17 protein-coding genes, 1 tRNA gene and 1 pseudogene are annotated in these 20228 nt (G+C 71.6%); 11 read left to right on the top strand and 8 right to left on the bottom strand.

All coding sequences use genetic code 11. The features are described from left to right. The first annotated feature begins 2 nt into the window (after positions 1-2). Positions 3-701 (top strand): response regulator transcription factor, encoded by a 699-nt coding sequence (locus tag MCM47_RS24065; RefSeq protein ID WP_238863818.1) that lies wholly within the window; start codon positions 3-5, stop codon positions 699-701. 22 nt (positions 702-723) lie between these two features. Here MCM47_RS24065 and MCM47_RS24070 read toward each other — a convergent pair whose 3' ends face one another. After that, complete coding sequence (locus tag MCM47_RS24070; RefSeq protein ID WP_238863760.1) at positions 724-1734, bottom strand: NADP-dependent oxidoreductase; 1011 nt, start codon at positions 1732-1734, stop codon at positions 724-726. Positions 1735-1969: 235 nt separating this feature from the next. Here MCM47_RS24070 and MCM47_RS24075 point away from each other — a divergent pair, with 235 nt between their 5' ends. Next, positions 1970-2902, top strand: a complete 933-nt coding sequence (locus MCM47_RS24075) for a LysR family transcriptional regulator (RefSeq protein WP_238863761.1) — start codon at positions 1970-1972, stop codon at positions 2900-2902. A gap of 191 nt (positions 2903-3093) precedes the next feature. On the opposite strand, the gene mug is transcribed toward MCM47_RS24075, so the two are convergent. From mug to MCM47_RS24090, 3 genes are all read right to left on the bottom strand, one after another. Next, positions 3094-3651: a G/U mismatch-specific DNA glycosylase gene (gene mug / locus MCM47_RS24080; protein WP_374209192.1), complete on the bottom strand. Its 558-nt coding sequence runs from the start codon at positions 3649-3651 to the stop codon at positions 3094-3096. Then, positions 3614-4921, bottom strand: a complete 1308-nt coding sequence (locus MCM47_RS24085; RefSeq protein ID WP_238863763.1) for a phosphatase PAP2 family protein — start codon at positions 4919-4921, stop codon at positions 3614-3616. The genes mug and MCM47_RS24085 overlap by 38 nt, the downstream gene beginning before the upstream one ends. Positions 4922-5145: 224 nt before the next feature. Further along, positions 5146-6225 carry an aminopeptidase P family protein gene (locus MCM47_RS24090; protein ID WP_238863819.1) on the bottom strand — a complete coding sequence of 360 codons (1080 nt, stop codon included), beginning with the start codon at positions 6223-6225 and terminating at the stop codon, positions 5146-5148. A 554-nt stretch (positions 6226-6779) separates the two neighbouring features. On the opposite strand from MCM47_RS24090, the gene MCM47_RS24095 reads away from it, so the two are divergent. The 6 genes from MCM47_RS24095 to MCM47_RS24120 all read left to right on the top strand — a co-directional run bounded on the left by MCM47_RS24095 (position 6780) and on the right by MCM47_RS24120 (position 12584). Next, positions 6780-7295 (top strand): hypothetical protein, encoded by a 516-nt coding sequence (locus MCM47_RS24095; protein ID WP_238863764.1) that lies wholly within the window; start codon positions 6780-6782, stop codon positions 7293-7295. A 264-nt stretch (positions 7296-7559) separates the two neighbouring features. Continuing rightward, complete coding sequence (locus MCM47_RS24100; RefSeq protein ID WP_238863765.1) at positions 7560-9005, top strand: 3'-5' exonuclease; 1446 nt, start codon at positions 7560-7562, stop codon at positions 9003-9005. Beyond that, positions 9002-9685: a DarT ssDNA thymidine ADP-ribosyltransferase family protein gene (locus MCM47_RS24105; protein ID WP_238863766.1), complete on the top strand. Its 684-nt coding sequence runs from the start codon at positions 9002-9004 to the stop codon at positions 9683-9685. The genes MCM47_RS24100 and MCM47_RS24105 overlap by 4 nt, the downstream gene beginning before the upstream one ends. A gap of 14 nt (positions 9686-9699) precedes the next feature. Further along, positions 9700-11487: an ADP-ribosylglycohydrolase family protein gene (locus MCM47_RS24110; RefSeq protein ID WP_238863767.1), complete on the top strand. Its 1788-nt coding sequence runs from the start codon at positions 9700-9702 to the stop codon at positions 11485-11487. After that, positions 11432-11998 (top strand): hypothetical protein, encoded by a 567-nt coding sequence (locus tag MCM47_RS24115; protein WP_238863768.1) that lies wholly within the window; start codon positions 11432-11434, stop codon positions 11996-11998. Before MCM47_RS24110 ends, MCM47_RS24115 begins: the two co-directional genes overlap by 56 nt. Next, complete coding sequence (locus MCM47_RS24120; RefSeq protein ID WP_238863769.1) at positions 11973-12584, top strand: tyrosine-type recombinase/integrase; 612 nt, start codon at positions 11973-11975, stop codon at positions 12582-12584. Before MCM47_RS24115 ends, MCM47_RS24120 begins: the two co-directional genes overlap by 26 nt. Positions 12585-12613: 29 nt before the next feature. Here MCM47_RS24120 and MCM47_RS24125 read toward each other — a convergent pair whose 3' ends face one another. From MCM47_RS24125 to MCM47_RS24135, 3 genes and pseudogenes are all read right to left on the bottom strand, one after another. Next, positions 12614-13354 carry a Shedu anti-phage system protein SduA domain-containing protein gene (locus MCM47_RS24125; RefSeq protein WP_308222429.1) on the bottom strand — a complete coding sequence of 247 codons (741 nt, stop codon included), beginning with the start codon at positions 13352-13354 and terminating at the stop codon, positions 12614-12616. After that, positions 13349-13549: pseudogene (locus tag MCM47_RS24130) on the bottom strand (cold-shock protein); the annotation flags it as partial. The pseudogene MCM47_RS24130 and the gene MCM47_RS24125, both read right to left, overlap by 6 nt. 244 nt (positions 13550-13793) lie before the next feature. Continuing rightward, entirely contained in the window at positions 13794-14282 is a 489-nt protein-coding gene (locus MCM47_RS24135) for a YajQ family cyclic di-GMP-binding protein (RefSeq protein ID WP_238863770.1), read from the bottom strand. A gap of 215 nt (positions 14283-14497) precedes the next feature. On the opposite strand from MCM47_RS24135, the gene MCM47_RS24140 reads away from it, so the two are divergent. Further along, a tRNA-Tyr gene (locus MCM47_RS24140) sits at positions 14498-14578 on the top strand. A gap of 63 nt (positions 14579-14641) precedes the next feature. Here the strand turns inward: MCM47_RS24140 and MCM47_RS24145 are convergent. Continuing rightward, positions 14642-15307 (bottom strand): HAD family hydrolase, encoded by a 666-nt coding sequence (locus MCM47_RS24145; protein WP_238863771.1) that lies wholly within the window; start codon positions 15305-15307, stop codon positions 14642-14644. A 403-nt stretch (positions 15308-15710) separates the two neighbouring features. Here MCM47_RS24145 and MCM47_RS24150 point away from each other — a divergent pair, with 403 nt between their 5' ends. Both MCM47_RS24150 and MCM47_RS24155 read left to right on the top strand, forming a co-directional pair. After that, a complete protein-coding gene (locus MCM47_RS24150) occupies positions 15711-17555 on the top strand; it encodes an APC family permease (protein WP_238863772.1) in 1845 nt (614 codons plus the stop codon). A 279-nt stretch (positions 17556-17834) separates the two neighbouring features. Next, positions 17835-19829 (top strand): APC family permease, encoded by a 1995-nt coding sequence (locus tag MCM47_RS24155; RefSeq protein ID WP_238863821.1) that lies wholly within the window; start codon positions 17835-17837, stop codon positions 19827-19829. The last annotated feature ends 399 nt before the right edge of the window (positions 19830-20228 follow it).

Below are 20228 nucleotides of genomic sequence, written 5' to 3' on the forward strand. Positions count from 1 at the left end.
CCGTGACCCCCGGCATCCGGGTCCTCATCGCGGACGACCAGCCGCTGGTCCGGCGCGGCCTGTCACTGATCCTCTCGCCGGACCCCGCCTTCGAGGTGGTGGGCGAGGCGGAGGACGGCGAGCAGGCCGTCGCGCTCTCCCGGCGGCTGGAGCCCGACGTCGTGGTGATGGACATCCGGATGCCCGTCCTGGACGGGGTCGCCGCGACCGAGGAGCTGGCCCGCACGCTGCCCGGATGCCGGGTCCTGGCCCTGAGCACCTTCGACATGGACGAGTACGTGGTGGCGGCGTTGCGCGCCGGCGCGTACGGGTTCCTGCCCAAGGACGCCTCGCCGGAGGACCTCGCCGCGGCGATCCGCACCGTCCACACCGGGGAGGCGGTGGTCGCCCCGCGCCTGCTGACCCGGCTGATCTCCGCCTACGTCCGGACGCCGCTCGGCGCCCCGCCACCGCCCGGCGTCGCGGCGGGGGAGCTCACGCCCCGTGAGGTGGAGGTGTGGCGGCTGATGGCCACCGGCCTGGACAACGCCGCGATCGCCCGGGCCATGGACATCAGCCTCTCCACGGTGAAGAACTACATCACCAGCCTCTTCGGCAAGCTCGACGTGCGCGACCGCGCCCAGGCGGTCATCGCGGCGTACGAGTCCGGCCTGGTCACCGTTCGTTCGGGGGAGGGCGACCCGGCCGGCCGCAGGCGCTAGGCGAGAAGGGGCGGCACCTCGGTCAGGGCGCCTCGGCGAGCTGGACGATCATCTTGCCGGTGTTGGCACCGCGGAGCATGCCGAGGAAGGCGTCCACCACGTGTTCGAAGCCGCGGACGACGGTCTCGTCCGGGACGACGGCACCCGAGCGCAGGTGGGGGACGAGGAAGTCGTACAGCTGCGGTCGGGCGTCCAGGTGGTCGCGGACCAGGAACCCCTCCAGCCGCAGGCTCTTGCCGACCACGTCGTAGAGGTTGCGCGGTGCGGCCGGCGGGTCCTGGAGGTGGTTGTACTGGGCGACGGCGCCGCACCAGGCGATCCGCCCGCGGTCGCGCAGGGCGTCGATCGCGCCTTCGAGGTGGTCGCCGCCCACGTTGTCGAGGTAGACGTCGAGGCCGCCCGGGGCGGCCTCGCGGAGCCGGTCGGCGATCGGAGCGTCGTGGTAGTCGAAGGCGGCGTCGAAGCCCAGCCGCTCGGTCAGGTGCTCCACCTTGGCGGCCGAGCCGGCGCTGCCGACGATCCGGCCGGCGCCGAGCAGCCGCGCGAGCTGCCCGGCGGCGGAGCCCACGCCGCCGGCCGCTGCCGAGATGAAGATCGTCTCGCCGGGCTGGAGACGGGCGATCCGGGTCAGGCCGACCCAGGCGGAGAGGCCGGTACCGCCGAGGACGCTCAGGTGGGCGCTGAGCGGGACGCCTGCGAAGTCGGGCAGTACGGTCGCCTCCCCGGGACCGACCACGGAGTGGGTGCGCCAGGCCTTGCGGTGGAAGACCAGCGCCCCGAGCGGCAGGGCCGAACCGCGGGACTCCACCACCCGGCCGAGCGTCCGGCCCTCCAGCGGGGCGTGCAGCGCCCAGCCGCCCTCGTCCATCTCCTCGCGCATGTACGGGTCGACGGACTGGTAGACGTTCTCGACCAGGGCCTGACCCTCGGCGAGTGCCGGGACGGGCTCCTCCAGGAAGGCGAAGTCGGCTGCGGTGGGCGCGCCGACCGGGCGGGAGACCTGGTGGACGACGAGGGCGGTGGGGCGCGACATGGCGGTGACTCCGGGTGGGTGCGGGTGGGGGTGCGGGTGCGGTGGGGGTGCGAGCGGGTGCGAGCGGGTGCTGCCGTTGCGGGGCGCGGCGCCGGGCCGGCCGGGCGAACGTGATCACCGTAGGGAGGGCGGGGGCCGGCCGGGCAGGGGTGCGCGTCGATGGAAGAGCCGCTTCCATGAACAGCTTCGATGGGCCGGAGTCGGGGCACGCGCGGGCGGCCTCTAGATTCGAGGCATGACCGACCTCGCGCGGGCCGCCGCCGTCCCCGATCTCGCCCCGCAGGAACTGCGCATCCTGGTCGCCGTCGAGGAGGAACAGGGTTTCACGGCCGCGGCCGCGCGCCTGGCCACCACCCAGTCCGCCGTCTCGCACGCCGTCCGCGGCTGCGAGCGGAAGCTCGGCGCGGTGCTCTTCGACCGCGGGCGCCACGGCGCACGCCCCACCGAGGCAGGCGCGCGGGCCGTCGCGTACGCCCGGCGGGTCCTGCGGCTGCTGGAGGCGATGGGGCCGGAGGTGCGCGCGGCCGCCGCGGCCGGCGGCGCCGGGGAGGTCTCCGGCACGCTGCGCATCGCGGCCTTCCGCAGTGTCGCCGCCCACCTGCTGCCGCCGGTACTGGCCGCGCTGGCGGCCCGTCACCCGAAGCTGACCGCGCAGGTCAGGATCGTCCGCGAGGTCGGGCGGGGCACCGCCGGCGAGGTCGCGGACGGTCGCGCCGACCTCGGCCTCGCCACCCTGGACGCGGGCGGCCCGCCGGCCGTCCCCGGACTGGTCGCGGTCCGCCTCTTCGAGGAGTCCTACGCCCTGGCGCACCCGGACGGCCACCCCGCGCCACGCGGGCTGCCGCTGGTCGACTGGGACGAGAACTGCGGCTCCTACACGCGCAGTTGGTGGGACCGTCAGGACTGGATCCCGCCCGCCACCATCGACGTCGAGGACGACACGGTGGCCCTCTCGCTGGTCTCGCAGGGGCTGGGGATGGCCATCATGCCGCGGACCGCCCTGCTCGGCGCCCCGGCCGGCCTGGCCGTCACCGACCTCGGCCCGCAGCCGCCCAGCCGGTACGTCGGGTACGTGACCACACCGGAGCTCGCGGGCACGGCGGCCGTCCGGGCGCTGATCCGCGAACTGCGCTCGGCGACCCTTCCGGAGGGCCTGTCGGCGGCCTGAGGCCGCGGCCGGCCGACGGCCTGTCGACGGCCGGCCTCGCCGCCGGGCCCGGGCCGCCGCCGGGGCCGCGCGTGAGCGGTCGGCACGGCGGTCGACCGGAGGTGGCGCGCAGGCTGCTGCGCCGCCGCGCCGCCGCCCACCACGCCGCCGCCCACCACGCCGCCACCCACCACGCCGCCACCACTCAGCCGCTACTCCTCCGCAGCCGGCTGCTCCACAGCCTCCCGCAGCCGGCGGAACTCGGCCGCCAACCCGTCCAAGGTGTAGTGCGCGTTGAGGCCGCTCGGGTTGGGCAGGACCCAGACCTCCGTCGACCCGATGCCCTCCGGCTGGCGTCCGATCGCGGCCGTCCGCCGCCCGAACGCCGTGCGGTAGGCGCCGATGCCCAGGACGGCCAGGACGCGCGGACGCAGCCGCAGCACCCGTTCGGTCAGCGCGGCGCCGCCCTCGCGCAGTTCGTCGGCCGTCAGTTCGTCGGCCTTGGCGGTGGCACGCGGAGCGACGTTGGTGATGCCGAGGCCGAGGGCCAGCAGCTCGCGCTGCTCGTCCGGGCGCAGCTGGCGGGGGGTGAAGCCGGAGCGGTGCAGCGCGGGCCAGAACCGGTTCCCGGGGCGGGCGAAGTGGTGACCGGTGGCGCCGGACCAGAGTCCGGGGTTGATGCCGCAGAAGAGCACCCGCAGGCCGGGCGCGACGACCTCCGGGATGGTGGTGTCACGGGCGGCCAGCAGCTGCTCGGCCGTCGGCTTCACCACCGCCGGCGTCGCGGACCTCGCCGGCGTCGCGGACCTCGCCGGCGTCGTGGACCCCGCCGGCGTCGTGGACCTCGCCGACCGGGCCGGCCCCGTGGGCGCGGCCTTCGCCGACTTCGTCGGATGCGGGGACTCGGCGTGCTTCGCGGGCTTGTCGGTCACCCGTCCAGTCTGCCCGGCCCGCGCCCGCCGCCGGGGTGCCGGGGGCCGTCCGGGCACCGGATCCGGCCAGGGCGCCGGCTTCGTCCAGGGCACCGGATCCGGCCGGGGCCCCGCGGCCGGCGGCCCGCAGCCGGGCGTGGCGCCGCTCCCGGAGCCACCGCAGCCCGTACACGACGGCCGCCGCGTAGGCCCAGCCCGCGAAGATGTCGACGATGAAGTGCTCGGCCCCGTAGACCAGGGTGAACGCCATCGCGAGCGGGTAGGCGACCAGCAGCACCCGCACCCGGCGCGTCGCCGTCGGCCAGAAGAAGAAGAGCAGCATCGCCGGGTAGGCGGAGTGCAGCGAGGGCATCGCGGCGACGTCGTTGGCGAACCGGCTGCCGTTCTCGAAGATCGAGCCGGCCCGAGGCAGCCCGCTCTGGGTGAGGACGTCCGACACCACCCGCGTGAGCGCCGGCATGTTCCCCTCCTGGGCGGTGAGCCACGGCGGGTCGGCGGGGTACAGCAGGTACGTCGCGAAGCCGGCGAAGGTGAGGGCGAGGTAGGAGGTGAGCAGCCGGCGGAACCGGTCGTGGCGCCGCCGCCAGAGCACGGCCAGCACCACGAAGACCACGAAGAAGTGCGACAGGTAGACGGTGACCGCCGCGTAGTCGTACCAGCGCGGCGAGCCGGGGGTGTAGAGCCCGTACTGGAGCCGGACGGTCCAGGTCTCGCCGAAACCGAGCAGTTCGTCGGCGCGCAGCTGCGGCCGCCAGTGCGGTGCCCAGGGAGTGTGCGCGCCGTAGCCGCGCAGCAGCGAGTACGCCCAGACGGCGGCCATCACGGGGACCCAGTCACGCAGGACGAGCAGGAAGCCGCGCGGCCCGTGACCGCTGTGCACGGCGGCGGCCAGCAACGCGGCGATGAGCCAGCAGAACACCACGTCGTTGGCGTACGGCAGCCCGTACGCGCGCAGGTACCAGAGCAGTGCGAGGAGGTAGAGCGGCCACGCCAGCAGCCGGAGCCGGGACAGGGCGCCGGCAGGCGCACCCGGCAGGGGCCGGTTCACCGGACGCAGCCGCCCGGCTCGCTCGGGTGGGAGCGGCGCCGGGCGGAGCAGTTTGGTCATGCCGGTCGAAGCTAGCAAGGCATTCTTTGAGGACTCTCTACGCGAACGGCCTGCCGCCCAGCAAAGCCTCAGAAAGCCGCCGGTCGGCGTAACCGCGGGCCGGGTGGGGGCGGCCGGGCCGCGGTGACGCCGACCTGCGGGCGCTGACGCCGACCTGCGGGCGCTGACGCCGACCTGTGGGCGGTGACGCCGCGGCTGCGCGGTCACGCCGGCCGGCGCGCGGTCTACGCGACGATGCCCAGTTCGTGCGGGGTGTTGTTGAGCCGGCGCCCGCCGTCCCCGGTCACCGTCACGATGTCCTCGATCCGCACCCCGAACCGCCCCGGGAGGTAGATGCCGGGCTCGATCGAGAAGCACATGCCCGGGACGAGCGGCCGCTCCTCGCCCTCGACCAGGTACGGGGGTTCATGGGTGGTGATGCCGATGCCGTGACCGGTGCGGTGGATGAAGTACTCGCCGTAGCCGGCCTCGGTGATCACCCGGCGGGCGGTGCGGTCGATCTCCTGGCAGCTCACGCCGGGCCGGACGGCCTCGAACGCGGTCTGCTGCGCCCGCCGGACGACGTCGTGGACCTTCCGGACCTCGTCCGGCACGTCCGCTCCGACGTGCACCGTGCGCGTGGTGTCCGAGCCGTAGCCGTCCTTGAGGCCGCCGAAGTCCAGCACCACGGTGTCGCCGGGCTCGATGACCCGGTCGCCGGCCTCGTGGTGCGGGTTGGCGCCGTTGGGGCCGGAGCCGACCACGGTGAAGTCGACCTGGCTGTGCCCGTGGCGGATGAGCAGCGCGCTGAGGTCGGCGGCCACGTCGGTCTCCCGGCGACCGGCGAACCGGACCTCCAGGATTCCCCGGTACGCGGCGTCGGCGGCGGCGCCGGCCGCGGCCAGGCGCTCCAGCTCGTCGCCGTCCTTGACGGCGCGCAGCATCGGCAGGGACTCGGTGAGCGAGGTCCAGCGCGTGCCGGCGAGGGCTGCCTGGAAGCCGAGCAGGTGCATGGCCCAGGCGTTGTCGGAGACGCCGTACCGGCCGCCGGGTTCGAGCAGCGGGACGGCGGCGGCGTACGGGTCCTCGCCGTCGGTCCAGTCGACCAGCCGGACGGCGGGGGCGCCGGGGGCCTTCTCGGCGTCCGGGCGCTCCAGCCTGGGGACGACCAGGGCGGGCTCGCGCCCGGCGGTGAGGACGAGCGCGGTCAGCCGCTCGGTGATCGCGGTGGGCTGGTAGCCGCAGAGGTGGACCAGGTCGGGGCCCGGGGCGACGACCAGGCCGGTGAGCCCGGCGGCGGTGGCGTCGGCGGTGGCCCGGGCCATCCGGGCGGCGTAGTCCTCGGTGGTGAACGGTCGTGGCACGGGTGTCTCCCGCCTTCCTGGATCGGCAGCGTCTTGCGGTGGGCACTGGCCTCGGACGCCCGGCACCCCGGACCGGCGGCGCACGACGGATCCCACCGCGCGCCGCCGGACGCCGGGGCCGGCGGCCGTCACTGATGCCCTATCACGCCCGGACCGGGGCGGCGTAGTGCCGGACCGGGTGGGTGTCGGGCCGGTCACCGCTCGCCCGGCCAGGAGGGCGGCGCAGCGTCCGGCCGGCCGCGGGCGCCGGCTGCGGCCGGCTCGACCTGAGCACCCGGAGGACGGCTCGGCCGGACCCCGGTCCGGCTCCGGAGCCGGCCTCGCCGAGCCTTCGACCTGCTGTTCGCCGAGACGCAGAAGCGCCCAGGGAACGAGCCGGAGGACGCCGTGGACGTCACCGTGCTCGCCCTGCTCCACGGCGTCCGGCCGGAGCGCCGCTCTCGGGCCGATTCCCGTCGAGGCACGGATTCGTAAATCGCGGGCGGACTGTCAGTGCCGTGGTTCAGGATGACTGAATGCCATACGAACTTCAGGCGCTGATCGGCTCGGCGGAGCTGCTAGCGGTGGCCGCCGCCGAGGTGCCGGTCGCCCGTCTCGCCCCGCTGTCGCAGGGGCTGGCCCTGATCCCGGCCACCCCCGCGTTCCTGGCCGCACTCGGCTACCAAGTCGGCGGCGGCGAAGGCGCGTCGGGGGAAACGGCCGGGTTCGACTGGCTCCCGGACGGGTCCGGGCGGCGGCTCGCCGCCTGGTCCAAGGCCGGCCCGATCGCCTGCGTCGAGGCCTGCTTCTTCGGCGGCAGCGGCACCCAGCGCGCCGCCGTCTGGGCCGACGGCCGTCTCGCCCTCGGCCCTCTCACCAGCGCCGAGTTCGCGCCCTTCCCGCCCGAGGGCAGCCCGATCTCCCGCGCCCTGCGCCACCTCGGCGCCCGTGTGGAGTCCGCCCGGGCCGACGGGACCCGTGACGTCGACGAGTTCGAGGCCGTCGGCCTCCCGGCCCACCGCAGCACGGCCCGCTGGGCGGCCCTCGCCTGAACCGCCCCGGCCCTCCCCGGCTTCCCTCTCATCGTTCGGCGTACGTGCAGTGGCTGGGTCAACTGCCCTGACCCAACGTGTGAACCAGGGGTCGCACGGTGGAAGCGACACCTTGGCAGAAGCTCCTGGCGGCTGGCTCACGCGGCTGCACCGCCGAATGCGGTCTTCGCGCCGGTGATCGGCGGTCGGGGCACCGCGCAGGTCCCTCGTTGGAGGCGGCAAATGTCTCTGCCCGCACAATTATCGGAACGTTCGGTGCGTGCAATGCGCGAGAACATCCAACAATCTGTTCGCACTCACGACATACTGCTCCCCATGGTGGGGGTTGATCTTCCGGAGCCGCACGGACAGCAGCGCGAGGTCGTCTACCTGACTGCGCAGGGGCATCTGGTGGTGCTGGGCACAGCGGGCAGCGGCAAGACGACAATGGCGGTGCATCGGGCCAGGTACCTGGCCGGAGCGCCCGGAATTGGCGGGCCGACGCTCCTGCTCACCTTCAACCGGGCACTGGTGACGTACCTGAGATCGGTCGGCGCCCGCGCCCCACGTCTAACCGTGGAGAGCTACCACAAGTTCGCGCTGGGCTACCTGAGCTCGGTGACTGGCCGCCCGGTCTATGTTTGCAAGATCAAGGAGGCGCTGGTCGAGAAGGCACTGACTGAGGTGCGGGCGACCACGCAGCGGGCGGTGGCCAGCCGGCCGCTGGCCTTCTTCTTGGACGAGTTGCACTGGATGGCCGGCCACGGGGTGACCGCCGAGGATATCTACCTCAATGGAGTGCCGCGCATTGGCCGTGGCACGCCTCTGGCCCCGGCCGACCGGGCTGTGGTGTACCAGGTGTACCGCCGGTATCTCGAGCTGCGCGCCACCTCCGGCCTGAGCATGGACTGGGACGACGTGGCCAGCCATGTGCTGGAACACCTGAAGACCGACGCGCGGGCACGCCGCTACCGGCACATCGTGATCGACGAGGGTCAGGACTTCACCCCGGAGATGATTCGCTCGTTGGCTGCGGCGATCCCCCAGGACGGGTCGCTGACGTTCTTCGGCGACTATGCGCAGCAGATCTACGGCAGCCGCATGTCTTGGAGATCGCTGGGGCTGTCGGTATCAAACACGGTCGAGTTCGAGCAGAACTACCGAAACAGCCGTCAGATCGCTCGCCTGGCACAGGCGATGTCTGAGATGTCTCACTTCCGCGACGAGGTCGACCTGGTCGCGCCGCGGACGCCGACCGCCGACGGGCCGCCTCCCACGATTGTGACGGCGGTCTCGAAGGCGGAGCAGCTGCGCCTGGCTGCCGCCTACGCCAACGGTCTGGCCGCAGACCGGCGGGTTGCTGTGTTGATGCGCACCCGCGACCAGGAGACGACACTCAAGCGGTACCTGGATCCCCGGCACCAGCACTACCGCATCCACCGCGAACTCCAGTCGTGGCCGCAGGGGCCCGGCGTTTTCTACGGCACCTACTCTGCCGCGAAAGGTCTGGAGTTCGACTCAGTAATCCTGCCACTGTGCGATGCGGAGGAGCTGCCCAAGCCGAGCGAGGTCGCGGCCCACGGCCTGGAGGAGGCGATGGCGCGGGAAGCACGGCAGCTGTACGTGGCAGTCACCCGCGCCCGAAGCGAGCTGGTCATCCTGCGTTCCGGCCCGCTCACTCCTCTGATGCCCGACGCGGTGTCAGACCTCTTCCATAGGCTTGCTTCATGACGGAGATCTGGGAACGGGCGAAGCAGCGCGGCATCACGCGGCTCTGCCACTTCACCAAGGCCGTGGGCCTGGGCCATATCCTGGCCACGGGCGAGTTGCGCGGCGCGGCGGAGCTGCGGGAGAGCCGCGACGGGTTCCGGCCCACCGACCAGCAGCGCCTCGACGGCTACCTGCACCACATCAACTGCAGCATCGAATATCCCAACACCTGGTACCTGGACCGAGCCCGGGCTCAAGATCCGCATTTCAAGGAGTGGGTGGTCCTCGCGCTGGATCCCCGGCTCCTGGACCTGTCGGGGGCCGGTTTCTGCCCCTACAACGCTGCCCGCCGGGGCGGCGCGGGTGTCGCCCAGGGCATGGCCGCGTTCGAGGCCATGTTCGCGCCGGAGGTGACCGGCAACGCAGTCCGCCGGCGCGGGCCCGGCCACCCGGCTTGGGCCCCGACCGACGACCAAGCCGAGGTGCTGATCCCTGGGCCGGTATCCGCGACCGCCATCACAGCGGTGATCGTTCAGTCTGAAGAGCAGGCCGAGCTGGAGCGGTACCGATTGACCGTTCACCTAGGCACCGGCAAGCTCCTTCCGCCGATTCTGGTGAGCCCCGTAATGTTCGACAAGTATCAGCTCAGCAACGTGGTGCGGGCCGGGCGGCGTCCTGCCGAGCGTCCCGTCAACCCGTGAACGACTCTGGCAGAGTGACCCTCGTGACTGCATCGCCCGCCCTTCACCCCTGGCGCGATCGCGCGACTGGCACGCTGCTGGCCGCTGCGGTCGGCGACGCGCTGGGCTGGCCCTTCGAGCGCCGTGACCGTACCCGGCCGCTGACCGGGGCTCCGGGCGGCTCGGGAGGCTTCTTTGCCTGGGAACGGTTCGCGGGCTCGCGCCAGCAGCGCATTCCTGAGAGGGTTGGCGCTGGCGATTACAGCGACGACACCCAGATGACCATTGCGGTTGCGCGCGCACGATTGATGGGCGGCAGGCAGTGGCTGGCCTGGCTGGAGCGCGTGGAGTGGCCGTTTCTACTGGACTACGAGCGCGGCGCGGGTGCCAGCGTAAAGGCTGCCTGCCGTGCCTGGGCGCGCGGCCGCGCTCCCTGGGAAGCCCCGTCTTCGGCGGTGGCCCGGTACTTTGCCACCGGCGCGAACGGCGCCGCGATGCGGATCGCCCCGCACGTTCTAGTCCACCATCAGGACCTGCGGTTCGACGAGCTCGCCACCGACGTGGTCCGGGACGCGGCCACCACTCACGGCCACCCGCGGGCGCTGCTCGGCGCGTTGGTGCAGGCCTACGCGCTGTGGGTCAGTCTGCGCGAACCTGCGCCACTGCCGTATGGATGGCTGGTCGACACCCTGCTGGACGATGCAAAGCAGTGGCAGCAGCCGTTCTGGCGAGCCCTGCCGGACGCGTGGCAACACCGAGCTGGTGGCCACTTCGACGACCGGTTCGATCAGGCATGGCTGGGGGTCGCCGCCGAGGTCGAGCAGCTCCTAGCCGCCGCACAAAGGGAGTTGAGGGAGGGTGCGATCAGCGCCCCGACCGTGTTCCTCACCCGGCAGGGCCTCACCTCCACGGACGCACGTGGGTCAGGGACCTTGTGCGCGGTGGCAGCCGCCTACCTTGCTGCACGTTCGGCCTCCAGCCCGGACCGTGGCCTTGCCACCGCCGCTCACCTTGAGGGAGCTGACACCGACACTCTGGCCTCCATGACCGGAGCCTTGCTCGGTGCGGCGCTCGGCACCGAATGGCTTGGGGGTTACGGTCGCTCCGTCCAGGATCGCACCTTGCTGATCAACCTGGCCGAAGGGCTCCTAACCGGGCCAGAGAAGGCCCGGATGAAGACTCCGACGTATGAGCAGGCCCACCGGGCTCGAACCGTATTTACCGAGCAGATCTCCGATGTGGTGGGCGGTCCACACGTGCTTCAACTGCCCGACCGCCGCAACGCCCAAGTGAGCCCGGCCACGGGTGACAACGCCAGCCGGTGGCTAGAAGCGGTGACCCAGGACGGACAGACCCTCTACCTGCGCCGGCCCGATTCACGTCAGATCCCGCTGTTCGACGTCGAGCCAAGTCCTGCTGCTACCCGGGTCGAACAACCGCGCCCGCGTGCCCCTAAACCGAGCAGCGGAGCCCTGCTACAAGGGGCCTACCTGCCCGTCGCTGACGCTGAGCACGTACGCCGCACACTCAAGGATTTCTTTGGCCTCGACCCGGACCACTACGGGCCTACCTGGGTGTCGTACGGTCAGCTCGTTCTTGCCCAAGACCGTGAGGCGTCTGCGACACCGGCTCAGCCGGTCGCTCAGCTGCATGTCTCGGTGACCGACCCGCACAAGACGCGGCAGCTGCTTGCGGGCCGGGACCTGATGGTCATGGGTGATGAGGACACCGGCACGTTTCGCATCCAGATCGACCCTCTCCTCAGCGTTGTCTTCGCGGCTGCTGGCGACCGCCGCGTGCCGCGCTGGGACTCTGGGTTCTGATCGGGCACCGCTCGGTCCTCGCCTCGCCGCTGCAACCCGGCGTCGCCGGCGCGCGAGCGCCGTCCACGGGTCGAGCACCGTAGAGCGCGTCGATCGGGCGCTTCGCCTGCACATCTACCCGATCCTCGGCCACGGGGCCATCGCGGGCTTCAAGACCTCGGAGATCCAGGCGTGGGTCAAGGACCGCTCGAAGATCCTGGCGCCGTCGACCCTGCGGGTGCACTACAGCTACGTGACCGCGATCCTTCGCGTAGCGGAGCTCGACCGCCAGATCCCGTTCAACCCGACGAAGGGGGTGAAGCTGCCACCCCCGCCGCGCAAGGAGATCGTCCCGCTCGCCGTCGAGGTCGTGGCTGCCCTGGTCGACGCTGCTCCCGGCTGGTACCGGGTGCTGCTGCTACTGGCGGCGGCCTCGGGACTGCGTCAGGGCGAGCTGTTTCGGACTCGAGCTGGAGCACATCGACTTCAAGCGCGGCACGGTCCAGGTGAAGCAACAAGTCGTCGGCCCTGATCGGGGCGAGCCGTACCTTGCGCCGCCCAAGACCCACGAGAGCTACCGGATGGTCCCGGTGGCCAAGCCCGCGATGGACGCGCTGGCGGCGCATCTGGAGAAGTACCCGGCTCGCCGGGTCGATATCGAGGACCGCACCGACCCGCGCCCCTCCAAGTGGAAGCGGCGGAAGGCGCTGCTCGTCTTCACCAACGAGCGCGGTGAGGCGATCCGCCGTGCGGCCTGGGCGTCGGTGTGGGAGACCCTCGTGCGGGTTGCCGACAACGCCCTGCGGAAGCAGTACGAGGGCGCGCTCAAGAGTTGGGAGCGCCGTGGCCGGCCGGCCGACGCGGAGCCGACGCTCCGCCAGGTGCCGGACGACGCCACGATGCACGACCTCCGGCACTTCTATGCCTCGGTGCTGATCAAGCACCGCGAGAGCGTGAAGACGGTGCAGAAGCGGCTCGGCCACGCCAAGCCGTCGATCACGCTCAATACCTACACGCCCTGTGGCCGGACGAGGAGGACACGACGAGGGCTGCGATCGAGGCTGTCTTCAGTGCGGTGCCCTCGATTAGCTCGACTGAACGGAAGAGTTAGCGGTTGATAGGCGTACTACGTGGGCGGCGACGAGCGTTAACCGCGCACGCGCCGTAGTCGTGCCCGCCCCCGTTCAAGGATGTCGTCGTACGTGATGATCGAGAGGCCGGGCACATCGAGTTCGGCATCTCGAAGGCTGGTCGGCGCGTAGTCGCTTCGCTTGCCGATCAAGACCATCATCCGCGGGCGGAAGAACTGCAGGCCGTAAGCTCTCTCGACTGACCGGCGGTTGTCCAGGCTATTGAAGTAGGACTGGTACTCCCGGAGTTGAGCACAAGCCTCCATGATCGCCGACGAGATGCGGACCCGGTTCTTCTGTACTGTCAGAAGCCGGGCTTTGGGGAGCTTGATCTCCAGCAGGTCGCACAGGGCACTGGTGTTGATTGGCTTCAGGGCAAAGTCGGGGATCAAGGGTCCCTCTCCATCGCGCTTGAGGACTATGTGAGGCCGCGCTTCCTCGTAGGTGTCACCGCAGATGAACTCTGGGTTCTGCTCGAAGAATTTCTGCAGATCACGCTCGGCGACCTGGGGAGAGTTCATCAGGCTCTCCAGCTCGTCCACCAGGGCTTTCCAACTGGTTGCTTCAAGCGATGCGACGTACAGGAGACTGTGCTGCTCGCGGGGCGCATCGACGAACCGGACCCGTCCGTCGGGTTGCACCGCAACCAAACGGATCCGCCCGTCTCGCAGCTCTATGCCCAGCGTCTCCTCGCCGGCGATCGGCTGAGGCGACTGATCGGTGTTGTCACCTTGGTGTTCGTCCAACGGCGCGACCATGTCCGCCTGGGGTCCCTTCTGCCCTCGGGAGACCCCGAACGAGACGCGCTGCCCTTCGGCGAGGGTGCGATAGCCGTCTGCGTTGGGCGCGCCACTGATCGCGCTGTAGTGGACGAAGACGTCAGCTCCGGCGTCAACGCGGATGAAGCCGTAACCCTTCTCCTCGTTGAACCAAAGCACGGTTCCCGTTGCCATCGACCCCCCAGGCCGGATGTGGTTCCCCGCAACGGGGGCATCAACCGTGCCTGCCGTTGCCGTCCTGGGATCGTAGCGGCCAGCTCTGACACGGCCATTTGGCTGCGGCGGGTAGACGGGAGCGGGATGAGCCTGGTTGTCCCGGCTCGGCCCGAGAGGGTTGGAGGGTAGCGATTGGCGCCATCTTCAGCGTTGTGCCCTCCCGGGCCGAAAAGCTAGCGTTCCCGCAGGTCAGCGGGGTTTGCTAGCGGTAGTTGACGAACTGGATCGCGAAGTCCAGGTCCTTGCCCTTGAGGAGCGCCTGCACGGCCTGCAGGTCGTCGCGGCTCTTCGAGCTGACCCGCAGCTCGTCGCCCTGGACCTGGGCCTTCACGCCCTTGGGGCCCTCATCGCGGATGATCTTCGCGACCTTCTTGGCATCGTCCTGGGAGATGCCCTCCTTCACGTTCGCGAAGATCTTGTACTCCTTGCCGGACAGCTGCGGCTCCTTGGCGTCCAGCGCCTTCAGCGACAGCCCGCGCTTGATGAACTTGCTCTGCAGCACGTCCAGCACGGCCTTCACGCGCTCCTCGCCGCTGGCCTTCATCTCGATCGTTTCGCCGGAGCGGCTGATCTCGGCGCCGACGTTCTTGAAGTCGAAGCGGGTGGCGATCTCGCGGGAGGTCTGGTTGATCGCGTTGTCGACCTCCTGCCACTCGACCTTCGAGACGATGTCGAAACTGGAGTCGGCCATGGGTGTTGGTCTCCTTGATGCTGTGGCTTCACTGGCACGGCCCGCCCCACCGGACGACCGCCGCCCCAGCCTATCCAGCGCCACCCCGCCCCCGCCTGCGGCGAGCGCCCCGCGCGCCTTGATCATCACGTGACCAACCGAGTGGCGAACCACCCCCTGGCATCAGGTATCGTTTACGGAGTCGAGCGGGGGAAGCCCCGCGAGACACCGATCCTGGCTGGTTGCCCGAGCGGCCAAAGGGAGCAGACTGTAAATCTGTCGCGCAAGCTACGCAGGTTCGAACCCTGCACCAGCCACTGGATTACCAGACCGGCCCCGAACAGCGGAGACGCTGTTCGGGGCCGGTTCTGTTTTGGGGGTCAGGGGGTGGCCAGGAGGAGGGTGGTGGCGGCGGGGGTGTCGGGGGCGGTGTAAGTAGGGGCGGGGTGTGACGGGGGGAGCGGCGGGGCCGGGGCGGGGGTGATCCAGATGGAGCGCAGGCCGACGGCGTGGGCGCCCCGGAGGTCGGTGGCGGGGTTGTTGCCGACCATCCAGGCGTCGGGGGTGAGGGTGCGGCCGAGGCGGGCGGCGGCGAGGTGGAAGATCTCGGGGGCGGGCTTGCGAGCGCCGGCCTCCTCGGAGACGCAGACGGCGTCGACGGCCGGGAGCAGGCCGGTGCGGGCGAGTTTGGCGCGCTGGATGTCGGTGCAGCCGTTGGTGACGACGGCGATGACCCAGCCGGCCTCGCGGAGGGCGGCGAGGGCTGCCGGGACGCCGGGGATCAGGTGGGTGCGGGCGGCCTCCTGGGCGACGTGCTCCTCCCAGAGGGTCTCGCCGGAGTGGGGGAGGCCGTAGGCGGCGGCGATCCGTGCGAAGCCGACGGGCGAGCGGTCGGCGAGGAAGAGGTCGAAGACGGCGGGGGCGGCTTCGGCGGGGAGGCCGTGGGTGGCGCAGAAGGCCGGAGTCCAGGCGTCCGCGGTGCCGTCGCGCTCGACCAGGGTGTGGTCCAGGTCGATCAGGAGCAGGGGCGGAGAGTGGTCGGACATGCGCGGAGAGTAGCGCATGATCGGGGATGAGGTCGGGGTGGGCTGGAGGCGGCTCTTATTGCATATCACTTGCAATTACATGGATGAAGCAGCACAGTGTCCTCAGGGGCGGTCGGGCCGTTCGGCCTTTCCGCTGAGACGTTCCGGACGTGCCGAGGTGCGCCGGAGTCCTCCGTATGAGCTGATCGTCTTCCCAACCGGCGCCCGCCGGGACACCGGTCCGCCCGCCCCTCGCGCGTCCCCCGCCTGAGCTCGCGCACGCTCTCAGGGTGCCTGGCGAGGGGCCGTCAAGGGCGCGTCAAGAGTGCCTGCCGAGGCGTCAGGAACCCGTAGGGGCGGATGATGCGGAGCAGGACCGGCCCGCAGGATCGGGAGCACTACCCGACCGCGGAGGTTCCGTCCGATGTCCAGCCCCGTCACTCCGGCGCTCACCGCCGAGTCCGCGCCGCCCGATACCGGCCGGGCGGCGCCCGGGGCCCCGGACGAGCGCCACCGGCTCTCCGTGCTGGGTGGGCTGGCTGCCCTGTCGTTGGACGCGATGGCGTCGGTGGCGTACGGGCCGGAGTCGGTCGTGCTGGTGCTGGCCGCGGCCGGCGGGTACGGGCTCGGGTTCACGCTTCCCGTCACGGTGGCGATCGCGGTGCTGCTGGCGGTGCTGGTGGCCTCGTACCGGCAGGTGATCGCGGCGTTCCCGGACGGCGGCGGCTCGTACGCGGTGGCCAAGGCACATCTGGGGCGGCGCACGGCACTGACGGCGGCGGCCTCGCTGGTGATCGACTACGTGCTGAACGTGGCGGTCTCGGTGACGGCCGGGGTGGCGGCGCTGACCTCGGCGGTGCCGGGGCTGTACGGCGAGCGGGTGTGGCTGTGCCTGGGCGTGCTGGCGCTGGTCACCGCGGTCAACCTGCGGGGGATCGCGGAGTCGGCGCGGTGGTTCCTGGCGCCGACGGCCGTGTTCGTGCTCTCCGTCCTGGCGATCGTCGTGGTCGGCCTGTTCCGGGACGCGCCGGCGAGCACCGCGGCCGCCGCCGGGCACCCGTCCGTGCTGGCGGACAGCGCCACCACCGTTGGTGCGCTGCTGCTGCTCAAGGCCTTCGCGGCGGGCTGCTCGGCGCTGACCGGCGTGGAGGCGGTGGCGAACGCCGTCCCGTCCTTCCGCACGCCCGGCGTGAAGCGCGCGCAGCGCACCGAGGTCGCGCTCGGCGCACTGCTCGGCGTCATGTTGATCGGACTGGCCGTGCTGATCGGCCGCTTCCACCTGCAACCGGTCGAGGGCGTCACGGTGCTCGCCCAACTCGCGGACGCCTCCCTCGGACACGGCGCCGGCTTCTACCTGGTGCAGTTCGCCACCGTGGTCCTGCTCGGGCTCGCCGCCAACACCTCCTTCGGCGGTCTGCCCGTCCTGCTCCACCTGCTCGCCCGCGACAACCACCTCCCGCACGTCTTCGCGTTGCGCGCCGACCGCCAGGTCCACCGGCACGGCGTGCTCTTCCTCGCGACGGTGTCGGCGGTGCTGCTGGTCGGCTCGGGCGGCGACGTCAACAGCCTCGTCCCGCTGTTCGCGATCGGGGTGTTCGTCGGCTTCACCATCTGCCAGGTCGGCATGGTCCGCCACTGGTCGCGCGAGAGGCCGGCCCGCTGGCGGGCGAAGGCCGGGCTCAACGGCTTCGGCGCCCTGCTCACCGGCGTCGCCGCCCTCGTCGTCACCGGCACCAGGTTCACCGAGGGCGCCTGGGGCATCTGCCTGGCCCTGCCCCTGCTCGTCCTGCTCTTCGAGGCCGTCCACCGCGCCTACGCCCGCATCGGCGAACGCCTCGAACTCGGCCGCATCCCCGGCCCCCTCACCCCGCAGCGCAGCCTCGTCGTCGTCCCCGTCACCGCGATCACCCGCCTCACCCGGGACGGCCTCTCCGCCGCCCTCTCGCTCGGTGACGAGGTGATCGCCGTCACCGTCGCCCACGACACCGCCGCCACCGAGGCACTGCGCCGGGACTGGGAGCTCTGGCGGCCGGGCGTGCCGCTGGTGGAGATCGCGGACGCGCACCGCCGCCTCGGCCCGCCGATCGCCGGCTTCGTCAGCGCCCTCGCCGCCGAGCACGCCTACGACCGCCTCACCGTCCTGATCCCCGAGGTCGAACCGGTCCGGCCCTGGCGGCGGGCGCTGCAGAACCGGCGCGGCGCCGTCATCGACCGGGCCCTGCGCCGCCACACCGACGCGGTGGTCTGCCGGCTCCGGATGCGGATGTAGTGCTGTCCGATATCGACCGATAAGAGGCAAACGTCAGGTCTGATCGTCATATCTTGACGATGTCTTAACGGCCCTCCTTGATGCCCTCGAAACGCCGCCGCGCGGCCCGGCACATTCCGCCCTTAGCGGCTCCGACCTGCGGGAACACCCCGCCCGTTGGGCGTGCCGGGCGTTCCGGACGCTCCGCGACGGCCGATTGCGCGCCCGTTCGGCGCGCTTACGCTCGCCCATGTGTTCAACGTGCCCCAGGCGCTCAAGCGCCTAGTGATCGGCAGAGCCATGCGCAGCGAGGAGCTGGGCGAGACGCTGCTCCCCAAGCGGCTGGCGCTGCCGATCTTCGCTTCCGACCCGCTCTCCTCGGTCGCCTACGCGACCCAGGAGATCCTGCTGGTGCTCACCGTCGGTGGTACCGCGTTCCTTTACCTGACCCCGTGGGTCGCGGCCGGCGTGGTCGCCCTGATGGCGGTCGTGGTGATGTCCTACCGCCAGGTCGTGCACGCTTACCCGAGCGGCGGCGGCTCGTACGAGGTGGTGTCCCGCAACCTCGGCGCCAACTCCGGCCTGGTGGTGGCCGCTTCGCTGCTGGTCGACTACGTGATGACGGTCGCGGTGTCGGTGGCCTCCGGTGTCGACAACATCATCTCGGCGCTCCCCTCGCTGGCCGACCACCGGGTCGAGCTGGCGCTCGGCTTCGTGGTCCTGCTCGCGGCGATGAACCTGCGCGGAGTCCGGGAGTCGGGCAAGGCGTTCGCGGCGCCGACGTACCTCTTCATCGGCGGCATCCTGCTGATGGTGGTCACCGGTCTGATCAAGGCGGTCTTCGGAGAGACCCCGGTGGCGGCCAGCGCCGCGTACGGGGTGCTGCCGGTGGACGGCAAGGACACCCTGGCCGGTCTGGGCCTGCTGATGCTCGGCCTGCGGGCGTTCGCCTCCGGCTGCACGGCACTGACCGGGGTGGAGGCGATCTCCAACGGTGTGCCGGCGTTCCGCGCGCCCAAGTCGAAGAACGCCGCCGCCACGATGGTCGTGATGGGCACCACGGCCGTGGTCATGTTCGTCGGCATCACCGCGCTGGCCCTGATGGCGAAGGTGCACATCACCGACGACGCCTGCCAGCTGACCGGCTTCGCCGGGGACTGCCACACGGCGCCGCAGCAGACCGTGATCGCCCAGCTGGCGGCCGCGATCTTCGGCGGGGACCAGAGCGTCCTCTTCTACTTCATCCAGGCCGTCACCGCGCTGGTGCTGATCCTGGCGGCCAACACCGCGTTCAACGGGTTCCCGCTGCTGGCCTCGATCCTGGCCGAGCACCGCTACCTGCCCCGGCAGATGCACACCCGTGGCGACCGCCTCGCCTTCTCCAACGGCATCATCGCGCTCGCGGTGGTGGCCGGCGGGTTGCTCTGGCTGTACGACGCGGACGTCACCAGTCTGATCCACCTCTACATCCTGGGCGTCTTCACCTCCTTCACGCTCTCCCAGATCGGGATGGTGAAGCACTGGAACCGCGTCCTCGGCACCGAGACCGACCCGGCCGTGCGCGGCTCGGCGCAGCGGTCGCGGGTGATCAACGCCTTCGGTGCGGTGACCACCGCGCTGGTGCTGGTGATCGTGCTGCTGACGAAGTTCACCCAGGGCGCCTGGCTGGCCGTGGTCGCCGCGGCCGTGCTCTGGGTGATGATGCGCGGCATCCGCCGGCACTACGACGGCGTGGCCGCGGAGCTGGCGGTGGACGACCCGGACGCGGAGTCGGTGCGGCCGTCCCGGGTGCACGGGATCGTGCTGGTGTCGAAGCTGCACAAGCCCACGCTGAGGGCGCTCGGCTACGCGGAGGCGTTCCGGCCGGACTCGCTGGAGGCGCTGACGGTCGCGGTGGAGAAGGACGCCACCGCCGAACTGGAGCGGCAGTGGGAGGAACTGGACGTCCAGGTGCCGCTCAGGGTGCTGGAGTCGCCCTACCGGGAGATCACCAAGCCCGTGCTGCAGTACGTGCGGGAGTACCGGCGGAGCAGCCCGCGGGAGGCGGTGGCCGTCTTCATCCCCGAGTACGTGGTCGGGCACTGGTGGGAGCACCTGCTGCACAACCAGTCGGCGCTCTGGCTGAAGAGCCGGCTGCTGTTCACCGCGGGGGTGATGGTGATCAGCGTGCCGTGGCAGCTCAGCTCCTCCAGCCGGGCGCACCACCCCGCCGGCCGGGCACCCGGTGCGGTCCGGCGCGGTGAGCCGAAGGCGCGGTCGGAGTACGAGAAGCTCCCGGCCCCCGAGAACGCCTGAGGGGGCGAGTCGCGGGCGCGACGACCGCCCGGGGCGACGAACGTCTTCGGGCCGCCGACCGCCCGGGGCTACGACCGCCCGAGCCGGCGACCGCCCGGGCCGCCGACCGCCCGGGTCGGCGACCGCCCGGGGTGACGACCGCCGGAGGCCGAACCACCGAGGGCGCCCACGGACCGCCGGCACCGAGAGCCCCGGGCAACCCGCCCGGGGCTCTCGCCGTGCCCGAGCCGGCCACGACCCCCACGCGGACGTTCTCACCGGCCCCCGGCGACCCCCGTATGGAGCCCGTCAACAATCGAACGGGCGGCGTATGGAGGCCGTCAAGAGCGGCGGTAACGGCCCGTGAACGCGGTTGGCTGGCATCGCCGGCCCGCCGCCGGTGCCGCGCCGAGCCCGCCG

Origin of the sequence: Kitasatospora sp. A2-31 (genome assembly GCF_022288725.1) — a bacterium.
Classification (GTDB): domain Bacteria; phylum Actinomycetota; class Actinomycetes; order Streptomycetales; family Streptomycetaceae; genus Kitasatospora.

What these genes read in the sequence shown, in the direction of transcription:
- MCM47_RS24070 (WP_238863760.1), bottom strand. Translation starts at nt 1,734, where the DNA reads ATGTCGCGCCCCACCGCCCTCGTCGTCCACCAGGTCTCCCGCCCGGTC.
- MCM47_RS24075 (WP_238863761.1), top strand. Translation starts at nt 1,970, where the DNA reads ATGACCGACCTCGCGCGGGCCGCCGCCGTCCCCGATCTCGCCCCGCAG.
- MCM47_RS24085 (WP_238863763.1), bottom strand. Translation starts at nt 4,921, where the DNA reads ATGACCAAACTGCTCCGCCCGGCGCCGCTCCCACCCGAGCGAGCCGGG.
- MCM47_RS24090 (WP_238863819.1), bottom strand. Translation starts at nt 6,225, where the DNA reads ATGGCCCGGGCCACCGCCGACGCCACCGCCGCCGGGCTCACCGGCCTG.
- MCM47_RS24095 (WP_238863764.1), top strand. Translation starts at nt 6,780, where the DNA reads ATGCCATACGAACTTCAGGCGCTGATCGGCTCGGCGGAGCTGCTAGCG.
- MCM47_RS24100 (WP_238863765.1), top strand. Translation starts at nt 7,560, where the DNA reads ATGCGCGAGAACATCCAACAATCTGTTCGCACTCACGACATACTGCTC.
- MCM47_RS24105 (WP_238863766.1), top strand. Translation starts at nt 9,002, where the DNA reads ATGACGGAGATCTGGGAACGGGCGAAGCAGCGCGGCATCACGCGGCTC.
- MCM47_RS24125 (WP_308222429.1), bottom strand. Translation starts at nt 13,354, where the DNA reads ATGGTCGCGCCGTTGGACGAACACCAAGGTGACAACACCGATCAGTCG.
- MCM47_RS24135 (WP_238863770.1), bottom strand. Translation starts at nt 14,282, where the DNA reads ATGGCCGACTCCAGTTTCGACATCGTCTCGAAGGTCGAGTGGCAGGAG.
- MCM47_RS24145 (WP_238863771.1), bottom strand. Translation starts at nt 15,307, where the DNA reads ATGTCCGACCACTCTCCGCCCCTGCTCCTGATCGACCTGGACCACACC.
- MCM47_RS24150 (WP_238863772.1), top strand. Translation starts at nt 15,711, where the DNA reads ATGTCCAGCCCCGTCACTCCGGCGCTCACCGCCGAGTCCGCGCCGCCC.
- MCM47_RS24155 (WP_238863821.1), top strand. Translation starts at nt 17,835, where the DNA reads ATGCGCAGCGAGGAGCTGGGCGAGACGCTGCTCCCCAAGCGGCTGGCG.